At 59.8% G+C, this 24,447-nt stretch carries 18 protein-coding genes and 2 tRNA genes; 11 read left to right on the top strand and 9 right to left on the bottom strand.

Annotated elements, in window-relative coordinates; translation table 11 throughout:
• Positions 1-74: 74 nt before the first annotated feature.
• Together gyrA and JS530_RS02280 are read left to right on the top strand one after the other, a co-directional pair.
• Positions 75-2,789: a DNA gyrase subunit A gene (gene gyrA / locus JS530_RS02285; RefSeq protein WP_425350838.1), complete on the top strand. Its 2,715-nt coding sequence runs from the start codon at positions 75-77 to the stop codon at positions 2,787-2,789.
• Between the two features lie 69 nt (positions 2,790-2,858).
• Positions 2,859-3,416, top strand: a complete 558-nt coding sequence (locus JS530_RS02280) for a DUF3566 domain-containing protein (protein WP_214375575.1) — start codon at positions 2,859-2,861, stop codon at positions 3,414-3,416.
• 94 nt (positions 3,417-3,510) lie between these two features.
• Here the strand turns inward: JS530_RS02280 and JS530_RS02275 are convergent, their stop codons facing one another.
• The gene (locus JS530_RS02275) at positions 3,511-4,557 is read right to left on the bottom strand and encodes a LacI family DNA-binding transcriptional regulator (RefSeq protein WP_214375574.1); all 1,047 of its coding nucleotides are present in this window, start codon (positions 4,555-4,557) and stop codon (positions 3,511-3,513) included.
• Between the two features lie 150 nt (positions 4,558-4,707).
• Entirely contained in the window at positions 4,708-4,956 is a 249-nt protein-coding gene (locus tag JS530_RS02270) for a hypothetical protein (RefSeq protein WP_214375573.1), read from the bottom strand.
• Positions 4,957-4,994: 38 nt separating this feature from the next.
• On the opposite strand from JS530_RS02270, the gene JS530_RS02265 reads away from it, so the two are divergent.
• Positions 4,995-5,150: a hypothetical protein gene (locus JS530_RS02265; RefSeq protein WP_214375572.1), complete on the top strand. Its 156-nt coding sequence runs from the start codon at positions 4,995-4,997 to the stop codon at positions 5,148-5,150.
• A 199-nt stretch (positions 5,151-5,349) separates the two neighbouring features.
• Here the strand turns inward: JS530_RS02265 and JS530_RS02260 are convergent, their stop codons facing one another.
• A complete protein-coding gene (locus JS530_RS02260; RefSeq protein WP_214375571.1) occupies positions 5,350-6,372 on the bottom strand; it encodes a LacI family DNA-binding transcriptional regulator in 1,023 nt (340 codons plus the stop codon).
• Between the two features lie 269 nt (positions 6,373-6,641).
• Here JS530_RS02260 and lacZ point away from each other — a divergent pair, with 269 nt between their 5' ends.
• Positions 6,642-9,845, top strand: a complete 3,204-nt coding sequence (lacZ, locus tag JS530_RS02255) for a beta-galactosidase, LacZ type (protein ID WP_214375570.1) — start codon at positions 6,642-6,644, stop codon at positions 9,843-9,845.
• 175 nt (positions 9,846-10,020) lie between these two features.
• On the opposite strand, the gene gdhA is transcribed toward lacZ, so the two are convergent.
• Positions 10,021-11,367: an NADP-specific glutamate dehydrogenase gene (gdhA, locus tag JS530_RS02250; protein ID WP_214375569.1), complete on the bottom strand. Its 1,347-nt coding sequence runs from the start codon at positions 11,365-11,367 to the stop codon at positions 10,021-10,023.
• A 194-nt stretch (positions 11,368-11,561) separates the two neighbouring features.
• Between gdhA and JS530_RS02245 the strand changes: the two genes are divergently transcribed.
• Together JS530_RS02245 and JS530_RS02240 are read left to right on the top strand one after the other, a co-directional pair.
• Positions 11,562-12,653 (top strand): macro domain-containing protein, encoded by a 1,092-nt coding sequence (locus JS530_RS02245; RefSeq protein ID WP_214375568.1) that lies wholly within the window; start codon positions 11,562-11,564, stop codon positions 12,651-12,653.
• Positions 12,654-12,765: 112 nt separating this feature from the next.
• Positions 12,766-13,443 carry a vWA domain-containing protein gene (locus tag JS530_RS02240; RefSeq protein ID WP_214375567.1) on the top strand — a complete coding sequence of 226 codons (678 nt, stop codon included), beginning with the start codon at positions 12,766-12,768 and terminating at the stop codon, positions 13,441-13,443.
• A gap of 152 nt (positions 13,444-13,595) precedes the next feature.
• Here the strand turns inward: JS530_RS02240 and JS530_RS02235 are convergent, their stop codons facing one another.
• The 4 genes from JS530_RS02235 to JS530_RS02220 all read right to left on the bottom strand — a co-directional run bounded on the left by JS530_RS02235 (position 13,596) and on the right by JS530_RS02220 (position 17,338).
• A complete protein-coding gene (locus JS530_RS02235) occupies positions 13,596-14,570 on the bottom strand; it encodes a DUF5692 family protein (RefSeq protein ID WP_214375566.1) in 975 nt (324 codons plus the stop codon).
• A 273-nt stretch (positions 14,571-14,843) separates the two neighbouring features.
• On the bottom strand, positions 14,844-16,901 hold the full coding sequence (locus tag JS530_RS02230; RefSeq protein WP_214375565.1) for an acyltransferase family protein: 2,058 nt from the start codon (positions 16,899-16,901) through the stop codon (positions 14,844-14,846).
• Between the two features lie 240 nt (positions 16,902-17,141).
• Positions 17,142-17,214: transfer RNA gene (locus JS530_RS02225), tRNA-Ala, on the bottom strand.
• 50 nt (positions 17,215-17,264) lie between these two features.
• Positions 17,265-17,338 (bottom strand) — tRNA-Ile (locus JS530_RS02220).
• Positions 17,339-17,554: 216 nt separating this feature from the next.
• Between JS530_RS02220 and JS530_RS02215 the strand changes: the two genes are divergently transcribed.
• Together JS530_RS02215 and JS530_RS02210 are read left to right on the top strand one after the other, a co-directional pair.
• Positions 17,555-19,624: a beta-N-acetylhexosaminidase gene (locus tag JS530_RS02215; protein WP_214375564.1), complete on the top strand. Its 2,070-nt coding sequence runs from the start codon at positions 17,555-17,557 to the stop codon at positions 19,622-19,624.
• Between the two features lie 51 nt (positions 19,625-19,675).
• Positions 19,676-20,371 (top strand): M48 family metallopeptidase, encoded by a 696-nt coding sequence (locus tag JS530_RS02210; RefSeq protein WP_214375563.1) that lies wholly within the window; start codon positions 19,676-19,678, stop codon positions 20,369-20,371.
• A gap of 71 nt (positions 20,372-20,442) precedes the next feature.
• Here the strand turns inward: JS530_RS02210 and JS530_RS02205 are convergent, their stop codons facing one another.
• Complete coding sequence (locus JS530_RS02205; protein ID WP_214375562.1) at positions 20,443-21,192, bottom strand: FadR/GntR family transcriptional regulator; 750 nt, start codon at positions 21,190-21,192, stop codon at positions 20,443-20,445.
• Between the two features lie 170 nt (positions 21,193-21,362).
• Here JS530_RS02205 and JS530_RS02200 point away from each other — a divergent pair, with 170 nt between their 5' ends.
• The 3 genes from JS530_RS02200 to gnd all read left to right on the top strand — a co-directional run bounded on the left by JS530_RS02200 (position 21,363) and on the right by gnd (position 24,372).
• The gene (locus JS530_RS02200; protein WP_214375561.1) at positions 21,363-22,787 is read left to right on the top strand and encodes a GntP family permease; all 1,425 of its coding nucleotides are present in this window, start codon (positions 21,363-21,365) and stop codon (positions 22,785-22,787) included.
• Positions 22,788-22,840: 53 nt separating this feature from the next.
• On the top strand, positions 22,841-23,410 hold the full coding sequence (locus JS530_RS02195) for a gluconokinase (protein ID WP_240541041.1): 570 nt from the start codon (positions 22,841-22,843) through the stop codon (positions 23,408-23,410).
• A 68-nt stretch (positions 23,411-23,478) separates the two neighbouring features.
• Entirely contained in the window at positions 23,479-24,372 is an 894-nt protein-coding gene (gnd, locus tag JS530_RS02190) for a phosphogluconate dehydrogenase (NAD(+)-dependent, decarboxylating) (protein ID WP_214375560.1), read from the top strand.
• Positions 24,373-24,447 lie beyond the last annotated feature (75 nt).

Here is a 24,447-nt window from a genome sequence, read left to right as displayed (position 1 = left end):
AGGTGGCACCGCGAAGCGGTGACGAGGGAGAGACCGCGTTTGAGCTTTTTAACACACCAAAGGAATGGTAATCAGTGGCAGACGAAACGAATAACACCCCGGGCGGTGTCAACGACAACGCCGACGGCACCGACGAGCAGTTCACGCCTGACGGCTCGATGGAACCGCTGAGCCCGCAGGAAGCCGACAACACCGACTACGGACTCATGACCGGCGAACGTATCCAGCGCAAGGATCTGCAGCAGGAGATGCGCGAATCCTATCTGGCGTACGCGCTTTCCGTGATTGTGGAGCGCGCCCTGCCGGATGTGCGCGACGGCATGAAGCCGGTGCATCGTCGTGTGATTTACGCGATGTACGACGGCGGCTACCGTCCCGACCGTGGCTACAACAAGTGCTCCCGCGTAGTCGGCGATGTGATGGGTAAGTACCATCCGCACGGCGATGCCGCCATCTACGACACCCTCGTGCGCATGGCACAATCCTGGTCGATGCGTTACTTGCTGGTCGACGGCCAAGGTAACTTCGGCTCCCCCGGTGACGATCCGGCAGCAGCCATGCGTTACACCGAATGCCGTATGGCCCCGCTCGCCATGGAAATGGTGCGCGACATCGACAAGGACACCGTCGATTTCGTGCCGAACTACGATGGCAAGACCCAGGAGCCGACCGTGCTGCCGGCCCGCTTCCCGAACCTTCTGGTTAACGGTTCCGCAGGCATCGCCGTCGGTATGGCAACCAACATCCCGCCGCACAACATGCGTGAGGTGGCCGAAGGCGTGCACTGGGCGCTGGAACATCCGGATGCCAGCCGCGAAGAGCTGCTGGACAATCTGATCCGCATCATCAAGGGACCGGACTTCCCCACCGGCGCCACCATCCTTGGCCACAAGGGCATCGAACAGGCCTACCGTACCGGTCGCGGCCTGATCACCATGCGCGCCGTGGTCAACACCGAGGAAATCAACGGCCGTATGTGCCTGGTGGTCACCGAGCTGCCGTATCAGGTGAACCCGGACCGCTTGGTCGTCTCCATTCGCGAGGCTGTGCGCGACGGCAAGATCCAAGGCATCGCCGACATGCGTGACGAAACCTCCGGCCGTACCGGCCAGCGTCTTGTGCTCGTACTGAAGCGCGACGCCGTGCCGAAGGTGGTGCTGAACAACCTGTACAAGCACTCCCAGCTGCAGCAGACCTTCGGTGCCAACATGCTGGCATTGGTCGATGGTGTGCCGCGCACGCTGTCCCTAGACGCATTCATCCGCCACTGGGTGGACCACCAGCTTGACGTGATCGCCCGCCGTACCGCTTACCTGAAGCGCGAGGCCGAGGAACGCGATCACATCCTGCAGGGTTACCTGAAGGCCCTCGACATGCTCGACGAGGTCATCGCCTTGATTCGCGCATCCGAAGACACCGATGCCGCACGCACCGGCTTGATGCAGTTGCTCGACATCGATCAGGTGCAGGCCGACGCCATTCTGGCCATGCAGCTGCGCACGCTGACCCGCATGAACCGCGACAAGATCGTGGCCGAACATGAGGAACTGCAGCGCAAGATCGCCGATTACATCGACATTCTGGCCCGTCCGGAACGTCAGCGCAAGATCATCGGCGACGAGCTCGACGAGATCGTGGCCAAGTACGGTGACGAACGCCGTACCAAGATCCTGCCGTTCTCCGGTGAGATGAACGTCGAAGACCTGATTGCCGAAGAGAACGTGGTGGTCACCGTGACCCACTCCGGTTTCATCAAGCGCACCAAGGCCGACGAGTACCGCGCCCAGCACCGCGGCGGCAAGGGCATCAAGGGCACCAAGTTGCGCGAGGACGACGTGGTCGATCACTTCTTCCTGACCTCCACGCACAACTGGCTGCTGTTCTTCACCAACAAGGGCCGCGTGTACCGCATCAAGGCCTACGAGCTGCCGGAAGGTTCGCGCGACTCCAAGGGCCAGCATGTGGCCAACCTGCTGCAGTTCGCGCCGGACGAGCAGATTCAGGCCGTGCTGTCCATCCCGAACTACGAGGTGGCCAAGTACTTGGTGCTCGCCACCCGCTCCGGCAAGGTCAAGAAGACGCCGCTGGCTGAGTATGATTCCCCTCGTCAGGGTGGTCTGATCGCCGTGCGCCTGATGGCTGATGAGAACGGCGAGAACGCTGACGAGCTGATCGGTGCCGCACTGTGCAACGCCGAGGATGACATCATCTTGGTCTCCAAGCTTGGCATGAGCCTGAAGTTCCAGGCCGATGACGAGCAGTTGCGCCCGATGGGCCGCCAGACCGCCGGCGTGCAGGGCATGAAGTTCCGTGCCGGCGACGAGCTGCTGGCCATGGACGTGGTGCCCGCCGACTCCGACAAGGACCTGTTCGTGGTCACCAACGAGGGCTTCGCCAAGCGCACCGCCATTTCGGAATACCGTCTGCAGGGCCGCAACGGCCTCGGCGTCAAGGCCGTGCAGCTGGTCGAAGGCCGAGGCTCCCTGGTGGGCGCGCTGGTGGTCTCCGAAGACGATCAGGTGATGGCCATCATGAAGTCCGGCAAGGTGATTCGCTCCAACGTGGACGAAGTCAACCGCACCGGCCGCACCACGCAAGGCGTGACCTTCGCCAAGCCAGACAAGGGCGACGAAATCCTGTCCATCGCGCGCAACGAGGAAAAGGATGAGCCTGCGGAAGAGGAGTCTGCTGAGACTGCTGCTGATGCAGCGCAGTCCGCTGAGGCTGCTCAGGAGGCCGCTGAAACCCCGCAATCCGGCGAGAATGTGAACAACACGGACGAGGCGTGAGCCGCGTCCTGAAAAGCTGGTAGCCTCTCTAACAGCAGAGGCTACCAATAGCCTGTTTAAGGAGAAACGATGAGCGAGAATCTCGAAGGCAACGAGCCGGTCATGCCCGCAGCCCCAACCCCCGCGAATGAAACCGTCGAGCCGCTGATCGGCGCCAAGCAGAGCGCTCCTCGCGTGGCCCGTTCCGTGTCTAGCGATCCGGAGGAGTCCGCACTGCCGTCCGGCAGCACTCCCACCACGTCGCGTCCGACCGTGCGCCGCACCCCGCGTGCCCGCCGTATGAGCCTGTCCCTGACCCGCGTGGACGCATGGTCCGTGGCCAAGGTGACCTTCATGCTCTCCATCGCCGGCGCCATTATCCAGATCGTGGCTTCCGCCATCATCTGGCTGCTCATGGATGCAGTGGGCGTGTTCAACCAGCTCACCCAGATCGTGTCCGCCACCGGTCTGAACGCCGACTTCGATCTGAAGAATGTGCTGTCCCTGACCACCGTGGTGTCTGGTGTGACCATCTTCTCCATCGTGGAAGTGGTGCTGTTCACCCTGCTGGCCACCATCATCGCGCTGATCTACAATGTGGTCAGCTCCTTGGTCGGTGGCGTGCACCTGACCTTGGGCGACGACTGATCGCATCGCTCGCATAACGCTACAAAAGCGGCCTCACCGGCCGCTTTTTTATTACCTAAATCAGCCTTCGGCTGATTTCCGTTTTCGCTGATTATTAGGCGGATTCGCGCTGGGCGATGTGGAAGTCGGCTACGATGCGTTGGCGGTCGCGGTCGGATTCGTCGTCAATACGCTCGATCAGCAGATCTACGGCCTGTTGCGCCACCATCGGGATATCCACGGCCACCGTGGTCAGTGACGGCGTCATAATGGCACCCATTTCAATGCCATCGAAACCCATCACCGCAATATCATCGGGCACGCTCAGACCAATGTCTTTCAGGCCTCGAATCACACCGAATGCGGTGGTATCGGTCATGCAGAACAAGGCATCACAGGAGCGAACCAGTTCGCCGTTCGCCACAATCGCCTTGCGGGCATCCACGTCATTCCAAGGCGTGGCGATAATCGGCACGCTCATCCAATCCACACCAAGCGATTCAAAGGCGTTACGGCAGCCCATCAGACGGCGGTGACGAGTGTCATTGGAGTTGAAGGTTTCATGCTCGTCAACACTCTCGCCAAGGCCGCCGATAATGCCGATACGACGCTTACCGGTGCCCCACAGGTATTCGATGGCGGCCTGCGCGCCGGCTTCACTGGGCGTCAAGATCGTGTCGATATCATGCTGCGGCCGGTCATCATCCAACAGCACGGTCGGTCGATGATTGGAAAGCTGTTCGATTTCCGCCGCCGACAGTCGGCTGGAACTGAAAATCAGGCCGTCGCAGAACTGGTTGGATACACGTTCGATGATGGAACGCTCGTTGTCCGCGTTGATACGCGTCTCCTGCACCACGGTCTGATAACCGCGTTTTTCCGCCGCCTGGGAGATCAACGATGCCAACTGTGAAGGGTAAGGACGGTCCAGCTCGAAGATGGCGAGACCGATGGTGCCGAAATTACGGCCGCCACGGCTGGTGGACACGCGCAGACTGCGTGCGGACAGGCTGGTGGTGTTGAGCCGGTAATGCAGTTTATCGGCTGCCTCCCGTACGCGGCGCGCCGTTTCCGGCGTGACGTTCGTGTTGCCGCGCAGCACGTTGGAAACCGTCATGGCGGAGACTCCGGCCTCGCGTCCAACATCTTTCATGGTGACCATAGAAAACCCCTTTGCTGTTCACCAACTATACAAAACAGGGTGGTTTATCGTTACATTGCGGGTTTTGACATCGTTACGTGTCACGCGATGCCCACTCCCCTCAGTCTCGCCGCGATCCAGCTCCTCTGACACGGGGAGCCTGTGGAGGAATCACGCCGGCAATTGGAACGCAGTGAAGGAATACGGCTCAGCCTGCCAGTCAGACAAGTCGGCGGCCGCCACAACCGTTTGCGGCTGGACAGGCGCCGGCTCGAACGGCTTGCCCGCATCCAAAGCCGCCGCAAGCACGGTGGCGGTGCCGTGGCTGCCGCCAGACAGTACGGGAGCGTCACAATCCAAGTTCGATTCCACGCCACCCTCAACCGCGGGCACTGTCTCATCCTGAATACCATCGCCCACGCGCTTCAGAATGTAGTACTTGTTGCCCCAGTCGCCGAATGACCAGCGGAAGTAACAGACCCGGTGATCGCACCGAAATCAATCACCAGGCCATCCTCACCATCGGTGCGGCGCACGGTGAAATCAATGCGGTAGTCATCGGCGGTGACCTTCAGTCCGGTGTCCAGTGCGGTGCCGGCGCCGTCAAGGAGTAACCGCTCCTGTCTCTACTTTCCTTCCTCGAGGGTGCTGCGATAACCTCAATCGCAGCACCCGTTTGCTGTATGTGAGGATGGTACGTCAAAAAACATCCGTATGTTCGCGCAACTCATGTATGGTGCGCGTACATACAGACGAATTAGGTTGGAAACTGTGCCAGAAGGCTTGCGCATGTGCGTACATCGTGCACGCAGCCTACGCTGACTGCCGGGTCACAATCTCGGTGGGCAGCAGCGTGACGGTATGAGGGCCCACGGTCTCGCCGCGCAGCATGCTGAGCAGCAGCTGGGACATCGCACGCCCATGCATCCAGGAATCCTGCCGCACGGTGGTGAGTTTCGGATCCATCATCGTGGCGATAGGTGAATCATCGAATCCAGTGACCGCGATATCCTCAGGTACGCGATACCCCATTCGATGCAGCTGATTGATCACACCGATGGCAATATTGTCGTTGGCGCACACAATGCCATCGAGATCATGCAGTATCGGCTCGAAAGCCGCAGCCGCCATCTCGCCGCTGGTGATTTCCCAATCATCCGCGTAATACACACGATTGTCATCGTAACGACTTCCCATGGCTTGTTTGAAGCCTTGCAATCGTTTGCTGGATGAGGGTGAGTATCCCGGGCCGCACACGTATGCCAATCGGGTCTTTCCTCGGTCGAGCAGGAAACGTGTGATATCGCGCTGGCCATCGGCATTGGCGAAATCCACAGCCGGATAGGAGACATCAGTGCTGCGGTCGCTCGCTTCAGAGAGCACCACCGGACGGTGGGCGGTGCGGAAGATCTTGGCGAGTGAATCATCCTCGCTTAAGGAGAACAGCAGATAGCCGTCGGCGAAGTCGCTGTGCACCAACTGTGCGATGCGATGTGTGGAATCGTCGGAATTGGCGATGAGTGTGACCATCTGATATCCGGCGTCGCCTAGGATCTGATTGGCCTCCGCCATGGCGGCCGTAGTGCTCGCCTGAAGCAACGTGAAGATGGATTCGACCTGCACGATAAACGCAATGGTGGAGGTACGCTGCTGGGCCAATGATCGTGCGGCATTGTTCGGGGTGTACTGGGATTCCTCGATGGCTTGTGCGATGCGTTGCGCGGCACGCTCGGAAACATGCTCATTGCCGTTGAGATACCGCGACACTGTGCCATAGGAGACGCCGGCCAAGCGGGCCACATCCCTGATGGTTACCTTGTTCTTCGTTGCTGTCATACGGTACCTCCGATAGTGCGCGTCACACAGGGTGATTCTCTGTGACTCGTGATTGTGCACGGGTGTGCAATCGGTTGCAATTCGGCGCGCATCACCTCTTTGTGACCGGTTACAAAATAGTCTATAGTATTTCTGAAAGCAAAGCACATCGTGTGTTGACGAATGGTCATATGCAGTGCATAGCTATGGAGCAACCGTCACGCACCAATCAGTATTGCGCAGTGCACTATGGAGTGCATCGCGCGGTGCATAGAAAGAAAGAAACAAGCATGACTACTGTGATAAAGCCAGTCGAACAGTTTGATCCAGCCTGGCTGAACGATCCGCAAACATTCGCGGTGAATCGGATCGAGCCACACTCCAGCCATCGCTTCTATGACCACGCTCCGGCAGTGGGTGAAGCGATGGATCTGCGCCAGAGCCTGGACGGCGAATGGGCTGTATCTATTGCTGATTTGGCGGACCTTGGTACCGAGGCGCTAGCCGCCGCCGATTTTGCCGCCCCCGGTTTCGATGACTCCACATTCGAATCCATCGATGTGCCATCCTGCTTGGAAGTCAAGGGATTTCTGCCGCACAAGTACGTGAACCAGCAGTACCCATGGTCCGGCCATGAGGCACCCGAGGCGCCGGGAATCCCTGAGCATAATCATGTGGCGTTCTACCGTCGCACATTCACGCCGGCATACAAGGTCGCCGCAGCCGTTACTGCCAACGCGCGTGCGATCGAGGCCGGTGAGAATCCAGTGTTTCCTGTCACCGTGACTTTTGAAGGCGCGTCCACCGCCATCGCCGTATGGCTCAACGGTGTGTTCATCGGCTACTCCGAGGACTCCTACACGCCCAGCGAATTCGATGTGACCGCGGCGCTGCAGCCGGGCGAGAACGTGCTTGCTGTGGCCTGCTTCCAGTACGCGTCCGCCAGCTGGCTTGAGGATCAGGACTTCTGGCGCATGCACGGCCTGTTCCGCTCGGTGGAGCTCACCGCGCAGCCGGTGGCTCATATTGAGGATTTGCGCGTCACCGCTGATTATGATGTTGCCGCCGGTGAAGGCAATCTGAGTGCTGATGTTTTCGTGCGCAATACCGCTGCTGTGAACGGGCTGGAGGCTGTGTTGACGGACGCCTCCGGCGTGGAAGTGTGGCGTAAGACCATCGATGACGTGCCCGCTGTCGAGAGCTTTGACGACTCCCCCATCGCCTTGAGTTGGGAAGCGAACATCGGGCCCGTCAGCCCGTGGAGTGCGGAAGAGCCGACCCTGTACACACTGACCATCACCTTGCGCGACGCGGACGGCCAAGTGATTGAAGTCGTGCCGCAGCGCATCGGTTTCCGTCACTTCGCCATCGAAGACGGACTGATGAAGATCAACGGCAAGCGCGTGGTGTTCAAGGGCGTGAACCGCCATGAATTCGACGCACGCACCGGCCGCGCGGTTTCCGAAGCCGTGATGCTCCAGGACATCCGCGAATTCAAGCGCTTGAACATCAATGCCGTACGCACCTGCCACTACCCGAACCAGACGCGCTGGTACGAGCTGTGCGACGAATACGGCATCTACATGATTGACGAAACAAACCTCGAGACCCACGGCACCTGGACCTATGCGGATGGTACCTTCCACCCGGAAACCGCCGTACCGGGCAGTCGCGACGAGTGGCGTGCGGCTTGCGTGGATCGTCTCAACAGCATGATGCGCCGCGATTGGAATCATCCGAGCGTGGTGATCTGGTCGCTGGGTAACGAGTCCTTCGGCGGCGACGTGTTCCGCACGATGCGCGACTTCGTGCACACCAATGATCCGATGCGCCCGGTGCACTACGAGAGCGTGTACAACGAGCCGGAATACAGCGATGTAACCGACATCATGAGCCGCATGTACGCCAAGCCGGATGAAATCAAGGACCTGTACCTGTTCGGCGACGATCAGAAGCCCTACATCTCCTGCGAATACTCGCATTCAATGGGCAACTCAACCGGCGGACTGCACCTGTACACCGCACTCGAGCAGTATCCGAAGTATCAGGGCGGATTCATCTGGGATTACGTGGACCAAGCTCTGTTCCAGACCCTTGGCGACGGTACCGAGCGCCTCGCCTACGGTGGTGATTTCGACGATCGCCCGACCGACTACGAATTCAGCGGCAACGGCATCGTCTTCGCCGACCGCACCCCTACGCCCAAGGCGCAGGAAGTCAAGCAGCTGTACGCCAACGTGCGCCTGACTCCGGACGAATCCGGCGTGACCATCGTCAACGACAATCTGTTCATCTCCACCGCTGACTATGTGTTCACTGCGCGCGTGCTGGTGAACGGTGTTGAGCGTTGGCATGCCGACTATCGCTTCGATGTGCCGGCAGGAGACACGCAGCGTGTACCGATCGCCTTCCCGCGCGTCACTGACTTGGTACCGCTGACCGGGCGCGCCGAGGTGGTGTACGAAGTCGATCAGCGACTGGCTGCGGCCACTGACTGGGCGCCGGCCGGCTATGAGCTGACGTTCGGGCAGTATGTGGCGAGCGTGGACTTTGGCGATGGCGAAGCTGGGGCTGGGGCCGCGGCTGGGGTTGGTGAGGCTGCTGCTTCGCTGGCTGTGGTCGCCGAAGATCCGTTCAACGCCGGCATCCACAATGATGCCGCCGAAGCACTGCTCTCCAAGACCGCAGGCGGATTGGTGTCCTTCAAGCGATTCGGCACAAACGGCGAAGCAGCACGCGAAATGGTGATTCGCCGGCCGTCGCTCACCACCTTCCGTGCGTTGGTGGATAACGATCGCGGCAACCAATCCGGGTTCGATCGTGCGCAATGGTTTGCTGCCGGACGGTACGCGCGCGTGACTGGCACATCCATTGAGCAGAGCGTTGATGGTCTGACCGGCACGTACACCTACGAGCTGGCCGATGCGGCGCATACGCCGGTCACGGTGCGCTATGAGATCGATGCTGACCTGCGTATCCATCTGACCGCGGAATTCCCGGGCGAAGCGGATGCCGCTACTTTGCCGGCGTTTGGCTTTGAATGGATACTGCCGGCCCAGTACGATCACCTGCGCTTCTACGGTCTGGGGCCTCAAGAAACCTATCGTGACCGTCTGCACGGCGGCAAGCTGGGCATCTTCTCCCGCACGGCCGCCGAAGATTTCGCACCGTATCTGGTGCCGCAGGAAACCGGCAACCATGAGGGCGTGCGTTGGGCTGAAATCACCGATGCCGAGGGTCATGGCATGCGCGTGACTGCGGCTGGTGCCGATGCTCAGCCGTTCGCGGTGAGCCTGCTGCCGTACAGCTCGCTGATGCTGGAGGATGCGTTGCACCCGGACGAGCTGCCGCCGGTGCGCCACACGTTCCTGCGTCTGCTGGCGGCCCAGATGGGCGTCGGCGGCGACGACACGTGGGGTGCTCCCGTGCATCCGGAGTTCCAGCTGCCTGCCGACAAGCCGCTGAAGCTCGACGTGACGCTGGAACTGCTGTAGGGAACTGCTGTAGTTGAGGCCGGGACCTCGGTTTTTGTCCGTATGTACGCGCAAATAACGAATGCTGCGCGTACATACGGATGATTTGGACAACAAAAACGTCCGTATGTACGCGCAAGGTCCGTGAACTGCGCGTACATACGGACGTAATTAAGGGTTATTCAGCGGTTACACGTCACAGAATGCCCTGAGCGACCATGGCGTTGGCCACCTTGACGAAGCCTGCGATGTTCGCGCCGGCCATCAGGTCGCCTTCCTCGCCATATTCCTTGGCAGCGGCCAGGGACTCGGCAACGATGGACTCCATAATGGACTTCAGCTTGGCGTCGGTCTCTTCGAAGGTCCAAGACAGACGGTAGCTGTTCTGGCTCATCTCCAGACCGGAGACAGCCACACCACCGGCGTTGGCAGCCTTAGCCGGGCCGTACAGCAGGCCGTTCTTCTGGTAGACGGCGATGGCCTCCGGAGTGGATGGCATGTTAGCGCCCTCGCACACCACCTTGCAGCCGTTCTTGACCAGGGCCTCGGCGGAAGCCTCGTCGATCTCGTTCTGGGTGGCGCACGGCAGGGCGATGTCACACGGCACGGTCCACACGCCAGCGCAACCCTCGTGGTATTCAGCGCCCGGCACGCGCTCGGCGTACTCCTTGATGCGGCCGCGATGGCCCAGCTTGATGTCCTTGACGATATCCAGCTTGATGCCATCCGGATCGTAGACGTAACCGTTGGAATCGGAAGCGGTCACGACCTTGGCGCCCAGCTCCTGAGCCTTTTCGGTGGCGAAGATGGCCACGTTACCGGAGCCGGAGATCACCACGGTCTTGCCTTCGAAGGAATCGTTCTTGAGCACACGCAGCGCCTCGGCGGTGTAGTAGCACAGGCCGTAACCGGTGGCCTCGGTGCGGGCGAGCGAGCCACCGAACTCCAGACCCTTGCCGGTCAGCACGCCGGAGTACTCGTTGCGGATGCGCTTGTACTGGCCGAACAGGTAGCCGATCTCACGGGCGCCGACGTTGATGTCGCCGGCCGGAACATCGGTGAACTGGCCGATGTGACGGTTGAGCTCGGTCATAAAGGCTTGGCAGAAGCGCATGACTTCGGCGTCGGACTTGCCCTTCGGGTCGAAGTCGGATCCTCCCTTGCCGCCGCCCATCGGCAGCGTGGTGAGGCTGTTCTTCAGGATCTGCTCGAAGCCGAGGAACTTGATAACGCCCTCGTTCACGGTCGGGTGGAAGCGCAGACCGCCCTTGTACGGGCCGATGGCGGAGTTGAACTGCACGCGATAACCGCGGTTGACCTGCACCTTGCCGGCATCGTCGACCCAAGCCACGCGGAACTTCACCACGCGCTCCGGTTCAACGAGACGCTCCAGCACGCCGTTGGCCTCATATTCAGGATGCTTGGCGATAACTGGCTGCAAGGTGTCCAGCACCTCGTAGACGGCCTGCAGGAATTCGGGCTGATCGCCATCACGCTTCTGCACCTGATCGTAGACGCGCTTGACGTACTCGTTAGTGAGCATAGTGAAACTCCCCTTTGGGTTGGACTATTGAATAAGACGCTTTCGATTGTAGGCGTGAACTCTGGAAACGCTCAAGAGTTGCCTGCGAGATTCCTCACTAGGTGGACACTGCGGCAACAATGCGCTGGCATCCCACAAACGAGACGCCATACCATAGAGCTGGTCACAGAGTTCATTACGCGAAGGAGCCACGCATGCCATTGCAATTGGTTCGGCAGGATATTACGCGAATGCGAGTGGATGCCATCGTGAATGCCGCGAATACCCGACTGCTGATGGGCGGCGGTGTGTGCGGCGCTATTTTTCGTGCAGCTGGCGCACGTCGATTGCAGGAGGCATGTGATCGGCTCTCCCCTATCCATACCGGCGATGCTGTGGCCACCCCTGGGTTCGATTTGCCTGCGCGGTATGTGATTCATACGGCCGGTCCGATTTGGCAGGGCGGCAACCATGGCGAGGAACGATTGCTGCGCGCCTGCTACCGCAACTCGTTGAAGCTGGCTTCCGATTTGGGTTGCGAGAGCATTGCGTTCCCGCTGATTTCCAGCGGTATTTTTGGCTATCCCAAAGCGGAAGCGCTTCGTGTGGCCGTTGACGAAATCCGAGATTATCTTGAACAATCGAACACAGACCTCGACGTATATCTGTGCATATTCGACCGTGCCGCTTTCGATGCCGGCACGGAACTTGACCGGCAGATTCAGTCATACATCGACGACCATTATGTGGCCGAACATGAAGGCCGGCCAAGTTCCCGCGTGCAGGAAATGCGCGATCTCGGCTATCGCGGAGCATTCGCGGTTGGTGGCGTGGGTGAAGAATCGTCCGCGCATGCGCCACGTGCGATGTCTCCATCCTCCGCCCCGGCCGCCCGGCAGACCTCGGCCTCCCCATCTGCTGGGCTTCAATCGCCTCATTATCCCGAAGACGAGATCCTCTCCGATCTGGATGAGCCTTTCAACGTGATTCTGATGCGAATCATCGATGCCAAAGGTTATTCCGATGTGGATGTGTACAAGCGAGCGAATATCAGCCGGAAGCTGTTCTCGAAAATACGTTGTGGCAACGGGTACATGCCGAGTAAGAAAACTGTGCTGGCATTAGCGATTTCCCTGCGGCTGGATATCGATGAAACGGAAGACCTGTTGGCTTGTGCCGGTTATGCGCTCTCGCACAGTGTGAAGTTCGATGTTATCGTGGAGTTCTTCATTGCTCACGGCATTTTTGATGTGTTTACCATCAATGAATCGCTATTCCGGTACGATCAGCCTCTGCTCGGACAGTAATCGTTTGTCGTGAGCAATGTCGCTTGCGAAGCGACCAATGCCGGTTTCGATGATGCGATGCTTATCCCATCTTCGGCACATACAGCGCCGAAATATAGGGAAAGGATGCATCATGACGATGACGAACAACACCAATGCCAACCGTACGGAACTCGTGTTTATTGTGGATCGAAGCGGGTCGATGTCCGGCCTCGAATCCGACACCATTGGCGGATTCAACAGCATGCTCGCCAAGCAGCGAGCGATCCCTGGTGATTGCTCGGTGACGACCGTGCTGTTCGATCATCGTATGCAAACACTGCATGATCATATTGATCTGCGTGCGGTCAAGGATTTGACGCAGGACGATTATTGGGCTCGCGGTAGCACCGCCCTGTTGGATGCCGTCGGCTCGACTATTGACCGTGTGGTTTCCCGGCAACGTCATACGGCCGCACCTTACCGTGCCGACCGTGTGCTGTTCGTGATTATCACTGATGGTTATGAGAACGCGAGCCACCGATACACACTGCCGAAGGTGCGCAAGATGATTGCGCATGAACGCGAACAGTACCATTGGGAGTTCGTATTCCTTGGTGCCAACATCGACGCAGTACAGACTGCGGATGATTTCGGCATCGATCCTCTGTATGCGGCGAACTTCCACGCAGACGGGCGTGGCGTGGAAGCTTCGTTCGCGGCCGTGTCATGCGCGGCGACTGCCGTTCGCGGTGGTGCTCGTGGCTTTGAGCAGGAAGCTGCGGCTGCGCTTAGCGCTGTTCGCAGGGATTACAACTCTCGTATGCGGTGATAGTGGTGCCCGGGCGGGGCGCAACTTGCAAATCGGGGGTGAGAAAGAAACAGCGCTGGCGTCCCACAAACGAGACGCCAGCGCATGTGCTATATGGCAGTTACGCAGTAGCCACGGGCAGTGCCACACGATATGCAGCCGTGAGACGGACCTCACGCAGCGCGGGCGATAGCCTGCTCATAATCCTTCGTACCCTTGAAGACTTCCTTCATCCACGGGTTGATCCCCTGCTTCTTGGCGCGGATGAGGATGTAGCCCAGAGCCAGCACGTTGGCCACGAGTGCGATCAGCGACACCACGAGGTTCACGTTCGGGTTGTTCACGGACTGGGTGGAGAACACGGAGTAATCCTGGAACATCGGGAACACCTGGGCGAACATGCACCAGATGGCCAGCGTGAACGCGCGGTTCTGAATCCAGCCGCCCTTGTTCCAGAAGAAGTTGGCCACAGTCGGGGCCAGCAGCAGTGCGAGGCCGCAGTACCAGGAGTGGGTGGGCAGGCAGTTGTAGGTGTAGCAGAAGTTCCACAGATCGTAGGCCACGATGAACACCCAGGTCATGTCCGGCCAGAGCATATCGTCCTTCTTCTTGGAGGCGTAGATGCCGAACCAGCCGGTCATACAGAAGATGTTGAGAATGCCGGCCACGCCGTTGAACACGTTGTGCCAACCGCCGTACAGGGTCACGCCTTCGGTGGAGACCCAGGTGCCGCCCCAGCCGCGGATGGCGGATTCAAAGTCGGAGACCACGGCGATCAGGATGTTGATGGCCACGATGACGAACGGGAAGCACTTGAACCAGTGCGACTTTCCGATGGAGCCCCACTTGTATTTGAGGGCCATGAAGCCGATGCAGCCGATGGTGGCCGCATACAACTTGGCGTAATGGAACCATGAGGTCATGTGCACGTAGGTCGGGTTGTTCAAGGCCCACTCGGCACCCATGGCGGCGGCCGTGTAGATGGTGATGAAGTAGACGGTCAGGATTGCGGGGATGACCAGGAACGCCACCACGCCGCCGGTTTTGGTGCGGCGGGCCAGCTCATTGGCGCCGATAAGGCAGCAGAATACGAGAATCCATCCGATCCATTGGTAGACGGCATTGTCGCCGTAGACCTGAAACAGCATAACGGTCCTTTCCGAGTGTCCTAGTTGCTGTGCCCTGCGCTCGTCATCCCTCGTTGGATGCCGGGCCGGGCTATTGGCGCTTGGCTCGAGGTGCTGTGCTGCCGCAATCGTTGCGGAACACGCATTGTTGACGAAGCGTCAATTTCTCTCACGGCATATTGTAAACCCTCTTTTGACGCTGTGTCAAAAGAGGGTGTTTGCAGAAGCGGAATCCCTTGGAATCGCTGTAATTCCAAGGGATTCCGATGTGTGCTTAGCAGTCAATCCTTACAATCACTGCCCGCACAAAGCCTGGATGATCATATGCGAGTACGCCTCGCGACCCAGCCCCTCGCCAATGGTCAGGTGCACGCCATCGTCATAGAAGTATTCGCTATGCCCCTCGCTCAAGCCATACCAATCCATGATGCCAACGTTCTTATGGCGGGCGGCTACCGCTCGCATGGCCGCATTCACACCCTCGGAATCCATCGCAGGATTGCGAATCGTAATGAAATACAATGCCTTGCCGTTCACCGCAGACACCGCGTCTTCAAATGACTGCTCAGGATTCGGCCCGGCACTATTGGTGCCCAGCGCCGCAATCACCACGCGCTTATCATCGCCCGCAGCCATATGCTGCTGGTAGGTGGACGGGAAGGCAATCAGACTGCGGCCAATTTCATTGTCCTGAACAGCATTCGGCATGGTGTTCACCAGCACACGCTGCGCACCCATCTCCACGGAATCGCTGATGATCAGCGGATCGGCACTGCATACGCCGGTGGCTGCGTCGTAGGTCCAACCGGAAGTATCCAGATTATTCGGCACCTTCTCGGCCACCGGTACCAGTTTGCTGGCGGGTTGTGCTTGGGTTTCGGTTTGTTCGCTTGACTGGTCTGACTGCTGCGCGGACTTATCCGCAGGCTTTGGTGCCGACTTGGTTTGTGCCGGCGTCGCCTCGACCTTGGCGGTAACCGGGCGCAGCTGTGCGGATCGCGCCTGTGCAATCGCGCCCCAATCCAGCGGCAGCACACACAGCAGCACGGTGCCGACTGCACACAGCACGATGATGACGCGGCGGCACACCAGCAGTACCTGCAGCGCGATGATGCGTGCGTCATGCTTGGCCTGTGCGCGATGACGGGACTTGGTCGGCGCCGCCGTGGCAGTCAGCCGAATCGTGCGTTCGATCAGCTGATAGAACACTTCCGTGGCAAGCCACAGCACCAGCGCCTGCACAATCCATTCCCACCAAGCCAGTTTGGTGGTGCGCGTGGCCGGATTCATCATCTCCAGCATCGGATAATGCACGAGGTACAGCGAGAACGAGCGTGAACCAATGTACTTCAGCGGACGAACCGATAGCGCGCGACCCACCATATTGCCGGGCGCAATGCTCGCCGCCAACAGCAGCGCGGTAAGCAATGCCACAATCAGGTATCCGCCGCGGTAGAGCACTGTCCAGCTGGACTTGGCGGCGATGAACGCGGCAATCAGCAGTACCAATGGCACCAAGGCCAGCACATTGCCCAAGGTACCCTGATGGGCTTGCTTGGCTGACTCCTCAGATGCATTGACGCCTGCTGATTGGCGATGATCGGTGATGAGCAGCGCCAGCAATGCGCCGGCCAGCAGCTCCGCGGCCCTGGTATCCAGGCCATAATACGAACGGCTGCCGGTGGCATTCGGGTCGAAGAGGAATGCCATAGCGAGCGTTGATGCCAGCGTCAGCGCAGCGACGATGCCCAACTGCACATAGTGCGGTAACTTGGCGCGATGCAACGCGAGCAGCACCAGTGGCCAGATGAGATAGAACTGCATCAGTACGCCGAGGAACCACAGATGCGTCAGCGGCGAAGGCAGTCCGGCTGCGGCAAAATACGACACATGACGGAAAATATTCACCCAGTTGCTCACAAAGAACAGCGAAGGCAGCGCGTCAGCTTGGGCTTTCGGCAGGAGACTTGGCGAGGTGAGGTAGGCTGCCAGCGCAGTGAAGGCGATGATGACGAGGGTTGGCGGCACGAGTCGCTTCACTCGCTTGGCAAGGTAGGTGCCATAGGCGATGGTGCCGGTGCGGCTGAGTTCGCCAGTGACACTGCGGGTGATGAGGAATCCGCTGATGACGAAGAAGATGGTGACACCAAGGAAGCCGCCTTGCAGTAGCGATGGGCGGGTGTGGTAGGCGACGACGCCGAGGATGGCCAACGCGCGCAGACCATCGATGGCAGTGAAATGGGTGCCGGTTGGCTTGGGCTTGGTTTGTGCCGGCATCGCTGGTGATGATGCCGGAGTATCCGAGACATGCTGCGCCGATGATGCGATGCGCGCCGGGCGAGGATTCGTCATGATGAACCACTTTTCTGCAAACTGCCTGTTCTCTCTTCGGGCATATTGTATGTTGCAGCTGAGATGGTGTGTGATTGGGGTCGTGCCCCACGCGTGCCCCTGTGAATCCCCTGTGTGCCACTTGTGCACCACTTGTGCACCGTTAGGAGCGCCGAAAACGCCTGATTTTGCCTCAATGTGACCGATGCGAAAGAACGCAAAAACCCTCGGAATCGTTGCAATTCCAAGGGTTTCGGGTAGTGGAGCTAGCCGGGTTCGAACCGGCGACCCTCTGCTTGCAAAGCAGATGCGCTACCAGCTGCGCTATAGCCCCATGTTGCAGTGTTGAAAAAAAGAGCGGCACGCTGGCCGCTAATTTTTCCGTGGGCCCGGGAGGACTTGAACCTCCGACCTCATCCTTATCAGGGATGCGCTCTAACCAGCTGAGCTACGGGCCCGATCCGCACGCTTCAAAAGCGCACAAGTGATTACAATACCACTGAATGCGGAGGTGTCAACGAAGACATGCTCTTCGGCGTGTCGCGCTTGGGTCGGTGGTGGCGCGGGAATAATGGTGGATAGTGGAAAGCGCAGCGCTGGGTGTGGTGAAGGGCTGAACGAGCAGTCATCCGACAGCGTGCACAAGAACGATGGCGTGGAAGGGAGTGTGCACAATGCACTATTGCGTTGAAGGGCAAGCGAAGAGTTTCGAGCTGATTCCCGAACCTCGTACGGTGGCAATCAACCACGATGCGGCAGTTGTATTGCCTTACGTAGGTCGTATTACGGAAAATGCGGGCGATGCGGATGCGGCGAACGTGTGGGCCGGTCAGATTGCCGATGATATCGAGGCGGCCACTGGACTGCGGTGGGATATTGCGAAAGGCAGTCGCTGGCAGTCGTTCATCACGCTGTCCATCGCTGATCGAACATCTGCTGAGGTTGTGGGGAACAATGCTCTGGAGCACCATGAATACCGCCTGACAATCACCCAGGATGGCATCAGCGTTATCGGCGGCGATGCCGCCGGTCTGCGCGACGGCATTCAGACATTGCGCCAGATCATCCGCCAATGTGCCCCAACACTGCCCGCACTCAGCATCACAGACAAGCCCGCCTATCGCACCCGCGGCTACTATCTCGACGCGACGCGCGGCCGTGTGCCGACGCTCGATTGGCTTAAGCGTTGGGTCGACAAGCTGTGCCTGTACAAGTACAACCAGCTGCAGCTCTACGTTGAGCACACGTTTGCGTTCGACGACATGAGCGAAACCTGGCGCGGCACCAGTCCGCTCAAACCAGCCGACATCCTCGCATTCGATGAATACTGCGCGGCGCGCGGCATCGAACTGGTGCCATCGGTGTCTACCTTCGGTCACCTCTACATGGCATTGCGTACGCATGAATTGCGTCACCTTGGTGAATTTCCCGAGCATGCCGATCGGCCATACAGTCTGATCGAGCGAATGGAACATCACACGCTCAACATCACCGAACCGGACGCGTTCGCGCTGTCCTGCACGCTGATCGATGACTATCTGCAGCTGTTCCGCAGTCGCAAATTCAACATCTGCGGCGACGAAACCTTTGACCTCGGCAAAGGTCGATCCAAACCGGAAGCCGATCAGCGCGGTGCCGCCACCATGTATGCCGACTACATATCCCGATTGTGCGCGCACCTGTCCGACCAAGGTCGCGAGCCCATGTTCTGGGGCGACATTGCCGTAGAGCAGCCGGAAATCCTCGAACGACTGCCGAAGCATGTAACGCTGCTCAATTGGCTGTATGCGCCGGACGTCACTGACGAGAAAGTGCGGCTGGTGGCCGAATCCGGTGCCCGGCAATACGTGTGCCCGGCAGTGTGGTGCTGGAATGCGCTGCTGCCGCGATTGGACTGGGCGTGGGGAAATATCTCGCGCCTGGCTCAGTACGGACAACGTTATGGGGCTACGGGACTCCTTGTGACCGACTGGGGCGATTTCGGGCATATCAATGACCCGCGTATCGCAATCCCCGGCATGATTTATGGCGCACAGTGCGCATGGGATCCGCAGTGGGCGGCACATACGACTGCTGCTCAGACTGAGCTGGACCGCCGCATCTCGATGGTGGAGTACGGCGATGGTACCGGTGAATTCGTGGCTGCGTTGCGCGATGCAAGCCACCAGGCCGCGTTTGGCTGGTTCAATATCGTCCGCTATGTGGAGCTTGACTCCGGTGATAGTTCGCTGAACACTGACGTGCGCGATTCGATTCGCATCGATGACGACGGTGGTGCCCAGGGCTCCCCCTACGCCAAGCTCATCCACGGCAGCACTACGGTACATGAGGCGCGCGCACATCTGCTCACTTGGCTGAAACCCAACATATTGCGCTGGGCTGAGGCGAACAAGACGCTGGGTTCGGATATCGTGCGCCTTGGTGCGATGGGAGCGCGGGCTGCAACGTATGATGCCGGCGCTGTGCGTGGCAATGTACTGCAGCCATTGCTGATTGCGGCGGAAGGTCAGCGCCTGTTCAATGAGCTAGGCATGTGCTTGGCGATGCGCGAAGGGGTCGTTACCGAGGCTGAGGTTGCTGGTGACGTGCTGTCGTTGCCTGATGGCTTCTCGCGGCAAGTTGCTCGCGGTCTGGAACAGTGGTTTGAAGCGTATGCGGCAGTGTGGCGCACGGTGAGCGCGGAAGCGGAACTGCGGCGTATCGCTGAGGTGGTCTGGGGTTGCGCGGATTTGCTACGCAGTTAGGCTGCTGATGACTCGCGCTGGCTGTCGGTTCCGTGCGTGACAATAGCGCGCATGCCGTATCGTCCCTCGTCCCGCTCCCGCTCTGGTTCCCATGGCGCAGTCAGCACCAGCAGCAGCCTTACTGTTGACGGACTGTCGATTACGGTGGTGCGCAAGCCCATCGCCAACATGTATTTGCGCATCAAGCCGCCGAATGGGGACGTGGTGGTGTCGGCGCCGCAGCGCATGAGCGAGCGGACAATCATTGATTTTGTGCGCGGGCGGCGCGCTTGGATCGACGGCAATGTGCGTAAGATGCAGCATGCGCGCGAGCAGTCCGTGGTACCCCAACCGGGGCTTGAGGGTGGTCGTGATGGCGGCGAAAGGACATCCTCCGGTTCCTCTGAAACCGGCGATAGCGGGCTTGTATGGACCGACGAACTGCGTCAACAAGCTGTGGCCAATATCAATGCACAGCTGCCGGCGCTATTGGCCAAATGGGGGCCGGTGATTGGTCGAACGCCCACGCATATCACGTTGCGATTGATGACCACGCGCTGGGGGTCATGCACGCCGAAAACCGGGCGAATTCGGTTGAATCTGCAATTGGGATTGATGGAGCCGCGATTCCTGGAGTACGTGCTGGTGCATGAAATGACGCACCTGTGGGAACGCGGTCATGGAGCCGGATTCCAGCGGCGTATTGGTTCATATCTGCCGAACTGGCGCGAATTGCGTCGGGAGCTCAATCGTCGCGTCGTATTGTAGCGCGAGGGTGTGTGTCCCGAATTTCTCTCACTGAGGGAACCTCAGTGAGAGAAATTCGGGACACACACCCACTACTCGCCGGCGATGTGGCTGATGGCTTGGTCCGATTCGTCGACGATCTGCCGCATCGTGGCCTCGGCCGCCGCGCCATCACCCTTGCGAATCAGGGCAGCTACCTCGGTGTGCCAGCTCAGTGCCGTCTGATCGGCCACTTGAGGCATCAATTCGTGCTGCGTGCGGCCGGTCAGTGTGGATGCAATCACGTCGCCCAAAGCCGCGAACATCAGGTTGCCGGAAGCTTCCAACAGCGTGCGGTGGAAGAGAATATCCGCATCCAAATACTCGGCTTCATCGGCATGATCGGAATGTGCCACCATCTCAATGGCCGCGCGGGTGAGCGTCGCCCAATCATCTGCGGTGGCGTGCGAAGCGGCAAGCCGGGCGGCAACAGGCTCCACGGCGGCACGCAGCTGCGAAAGCTCATGCAACGCGGCAATGCGATGCGGGCCGCGCAGCCGCCATTGAATCACCTGTGGATCCAGAATGTTCCACTGTTCGATGGGGTTCGCGGTGGCTCCGGCCTTACGCTTGACGCTCACCAAGCCCATTGATTCCAATACGCGCGTCACCTCGCGCGTCACCGTGCGTGAAGGCGCGGCGTCGCCGTCCATATTCGGTTCGGGCAGCCGCTCCCCCGTGGCTACCTCGCCGCTGACCACGGCCATGCCCCACTCATCGAGGAGTCGGTCATGCAGGGAGAGCTCGTTGGCGGCAGCCGCGCCGGATACGGCGGCAGTCATCGGAGAAATCGCGGAAGTCATAAGACAAGTATCGCACGTTTGATTCGTTATGGCATACATATTCAACACACCGATACGCAAAAGTATTGCGTATTCCATAATCACCCGGTATATTAGATAACAACATACGAAATGTATGCGGTGACAATGAAACGTCATTCAAATACAACTACTCAAAGAAGAGATGGATTATGAATACGCTTGTTTTGGCTGAAGCCGCGAACGCAGTCCAGCTCAACAGCACCCAGCTCGGCATCAGCGTGGTGGCCAGCATCGTCGTGCTGATTCTGCTGGTGACTGTCGCGAAACTGCACCCGTTCGTTTCCCTGCTGATCTCCTCCCTCGTGGTCGGCATCGGCTCCGGCTACGGCCCGGTGGCCACCGTGGAAAGCTTCTCCACCACCTTCGGCTCCACGATGGCATCCGTGGGCATCCTCGTCGGCCTCGGCGCCATGCTCGGCCGCGTGCTGATGGACACCGGTGCCGCCGACAGCATCGTCGACACGCTGCTCTCCAAGACCTCCACCAAGATGATCCCGTGGACCATGGCCCTGATCGGTGCGTTGATTGGCCTGCCGATGTTCTTCGAAGTCGGCCTCGTGGTGCTCGTGCCGGTGATCATCCTCATCACCCGCCGCTCCAAGCTGCCGCTGATGCGCGTCGCCATTCCGACGCTGGCCGGTCTTTCCGTGATGCACGCCTGCATGCCGCCTCAGCCTGGCCCGCTCGCCGCACTGAGCTGCTTCAAGAACGGTTCCGTGGGCATCACGATGATGTTCGGCCTGCCGATCGCCGTGATCACCGCCGCGCTCGTCGGTCCGCTGTTCTCCAAGTTCGCCGCCAAGTGGGTGCCGGTCGGCGCTCCTGAAAACTTCGACACCGGCAAGGGCCGCGTGGACGCCGACGGCAACCCGATCGCCACCAAGCCGCCGTTCGCCCTGTCCGTGCTGTGCATCCTCGTGCCGGCCATCCTGATGCTCGGCAACGCCATCTTCGAAATCGTGGCTCCCGATCAGGCCGGCTCCAAGGCCGTGTATGCTCAGGTGCTCGCCTTCTTCGGCAAGCCCGCCATCGCACTGGCCACCGCCGTAATCTTCGCCATGATCGTGCTTGGCCGCACCACCCACATGTCATGGAAGACCGTCAATGACTCCCTGAAGGCCGCACTGCCGCCCATCGCAGGCATCCTGCTCATCGTCGGCGCCGGCGGTGGCTACAAGGGTGTGCTCGTAGACACCGGCATCGGCGACATCATCGGCAAGTTCGTTGAAAGCTCCGCGATCTCCATCTTCCTGCTCGCCTGGCTCATCGCCGCCTTCGTGCGCGTGGCCACCGGCTCCGCCACCGTGGCCATCATCACCACCGCCGGCATTCTCGGCCCGGTCGTCGACCAGATGGGCGTCACCGCACCGGCCATCGCCCTGCTGGTCATCGCCATCGGCGCAGGCTCCGTGTTCCTCTCCCACGTCAATGACGCCGGATTCTGGCTCATCAAGGAATACTTCGGCCTGGAGGTCGGCGAAACCTTCAAGACCTGGACCGTGCTCGAATGCCTGCTCTCCGTCGTGGTACTCGCCCTTGTGATGATCTGCAGCATCTTCGTGCCGCTGGTCTAGCAATCATCAATCATTCGTAATCCTCTCCCCTACCCAGCTGAAAAGAGACTCTTATGACCATCGCAACCGAGGCACATGCCGACATCATCACCGCCAACACCATCCCTGCCGACTACTTTGCCAATACCAAGCCGATCATCGTGCTGATGGGCGTGTGCGGCTGCGGCAAAAGCACGGTGGCAGCCCACCTGACCGACCGCTACGGCCTGAAGTACGCGGAAGCCGACGACTTCCACCCGAAGGCTAACATCGACAAGATGGCCGCCGGCATCCCGCTCACCGACGAGGACCGCTGGCCGTGGCTCGACACCCTGGCCTCCTGGATTGACGAGCGTATCGCTGCCGGCGAAGCGGCTGTGGTGACCTGCTCCGCACTGAAGAAGGTCTACCGCGACAAGCTGCGCCGCCCGGGCGTCGTATTCGTCTACATGCAGGGCACCTTCGACGAAGTGATGGAGCGTCTCTCCCACCGCGAAGGCCACTTCATGAAGCCGAGCATGCTCAAGAGCCAGTTCGACATCCTTGAAGAGCCGGGCGACGACGAAGTGCACGTCAACGTGCACATCGGTCTGGCCGACCCGGATCAGGAAGCCATGGCCGTGGCCGGAGCCCTGAACCTGTAACCTCGCATATTTCTCCCAGTTCATCAACGACGATAACGAACACAGTATTTCGAAAGAAGGCAATTGCAATGCAGATGGGAATGATCGGCCTCGGCCGCATGGGTGGCAACATGGTCAAGCGCCTGCGCGAAGACGGCCATGAGATCGTCGGCTTCGACATGAACCCCGAATCCGGACGCGATGTGGACTCGCTGGAAGCCTTGGTGGCCGCTTTGGATGCCCCGCGCGTGGTGTGGGTGATGGTGCCCGCCGGCAAGCCCACCGATTCCACCGTGGAACAGCTGGGCGAGCTGCTCGAGCCGGGCGACATCGTGGTTGACGGCGGCAATTCCAAGTACACCGAGGACCGCGAACATGCGGCCGCGCTGGCCGAAAAGGGCATCGGGTTCCTGGACTGCGGCGTCTCCGGCGGCGTCTGGGGCGCCGAGCGTGGCTACGCACTGATGATCGGCGGCTCGGATAAGGATTACGAGACCGTGCTGCCGATTTTCGAAAGTCTCAAGCCGGAAGGTGAGTATGGTTTGGTGCATGCCGGCCCGGTGGGTGGCGGCCACTTCGCCAAGATGGTGCACAACGGCATTGAATACGGCATGATGCAGGCGTTCGGTGAAGGATTCGCCACGATGTTGCGCAGCGAGTACGTGACTAATCCGGCCGAAACCATGACCTCGTGGCGCACCGGCTCCGTGGTGGCCAGCTGGCTGCTCGACCTGTTGGACAACGCCACCAAAGACGATCCGGAACTGAAAAGCGTGCCCGCCGTGGCCAACGAGTCCGGCGAGGCCAAATGGATGGTCGAAGCGGCGTTGGAGCTTGGTGTGCCAGTGCCCACCACGGCTGCGGCCCTCTGGCAGCGCCAGACCTCGCGCGGCGGCGCCGACGACATCCTGCGCGTGGTGACTGCCCTGCGCGCCCAGTTTGGCGGTCACGTGACCAAGGTGGACGAAATCGCCACCCACTGATTGCGTGTGATTGCGAGATATGGCAGGCATCCTCAACGGTGAGGATATAGGTTGCGGCTCCCCTCTTCGGAAGGG

It is taken from the genome of Bifidobacterium colobi, assembly GCF_018555455.1.
GTDB classification, from domain to species: Bacteria; Actinomycetota; Actinomycetes; order Actinomycetales; family Bifidobacteriaceae; genus Bifidobacterium; species Bifidobacterium colobi.
This window is presented reverse-complemented; position numbering and strand designations above follow the sequence as displayed.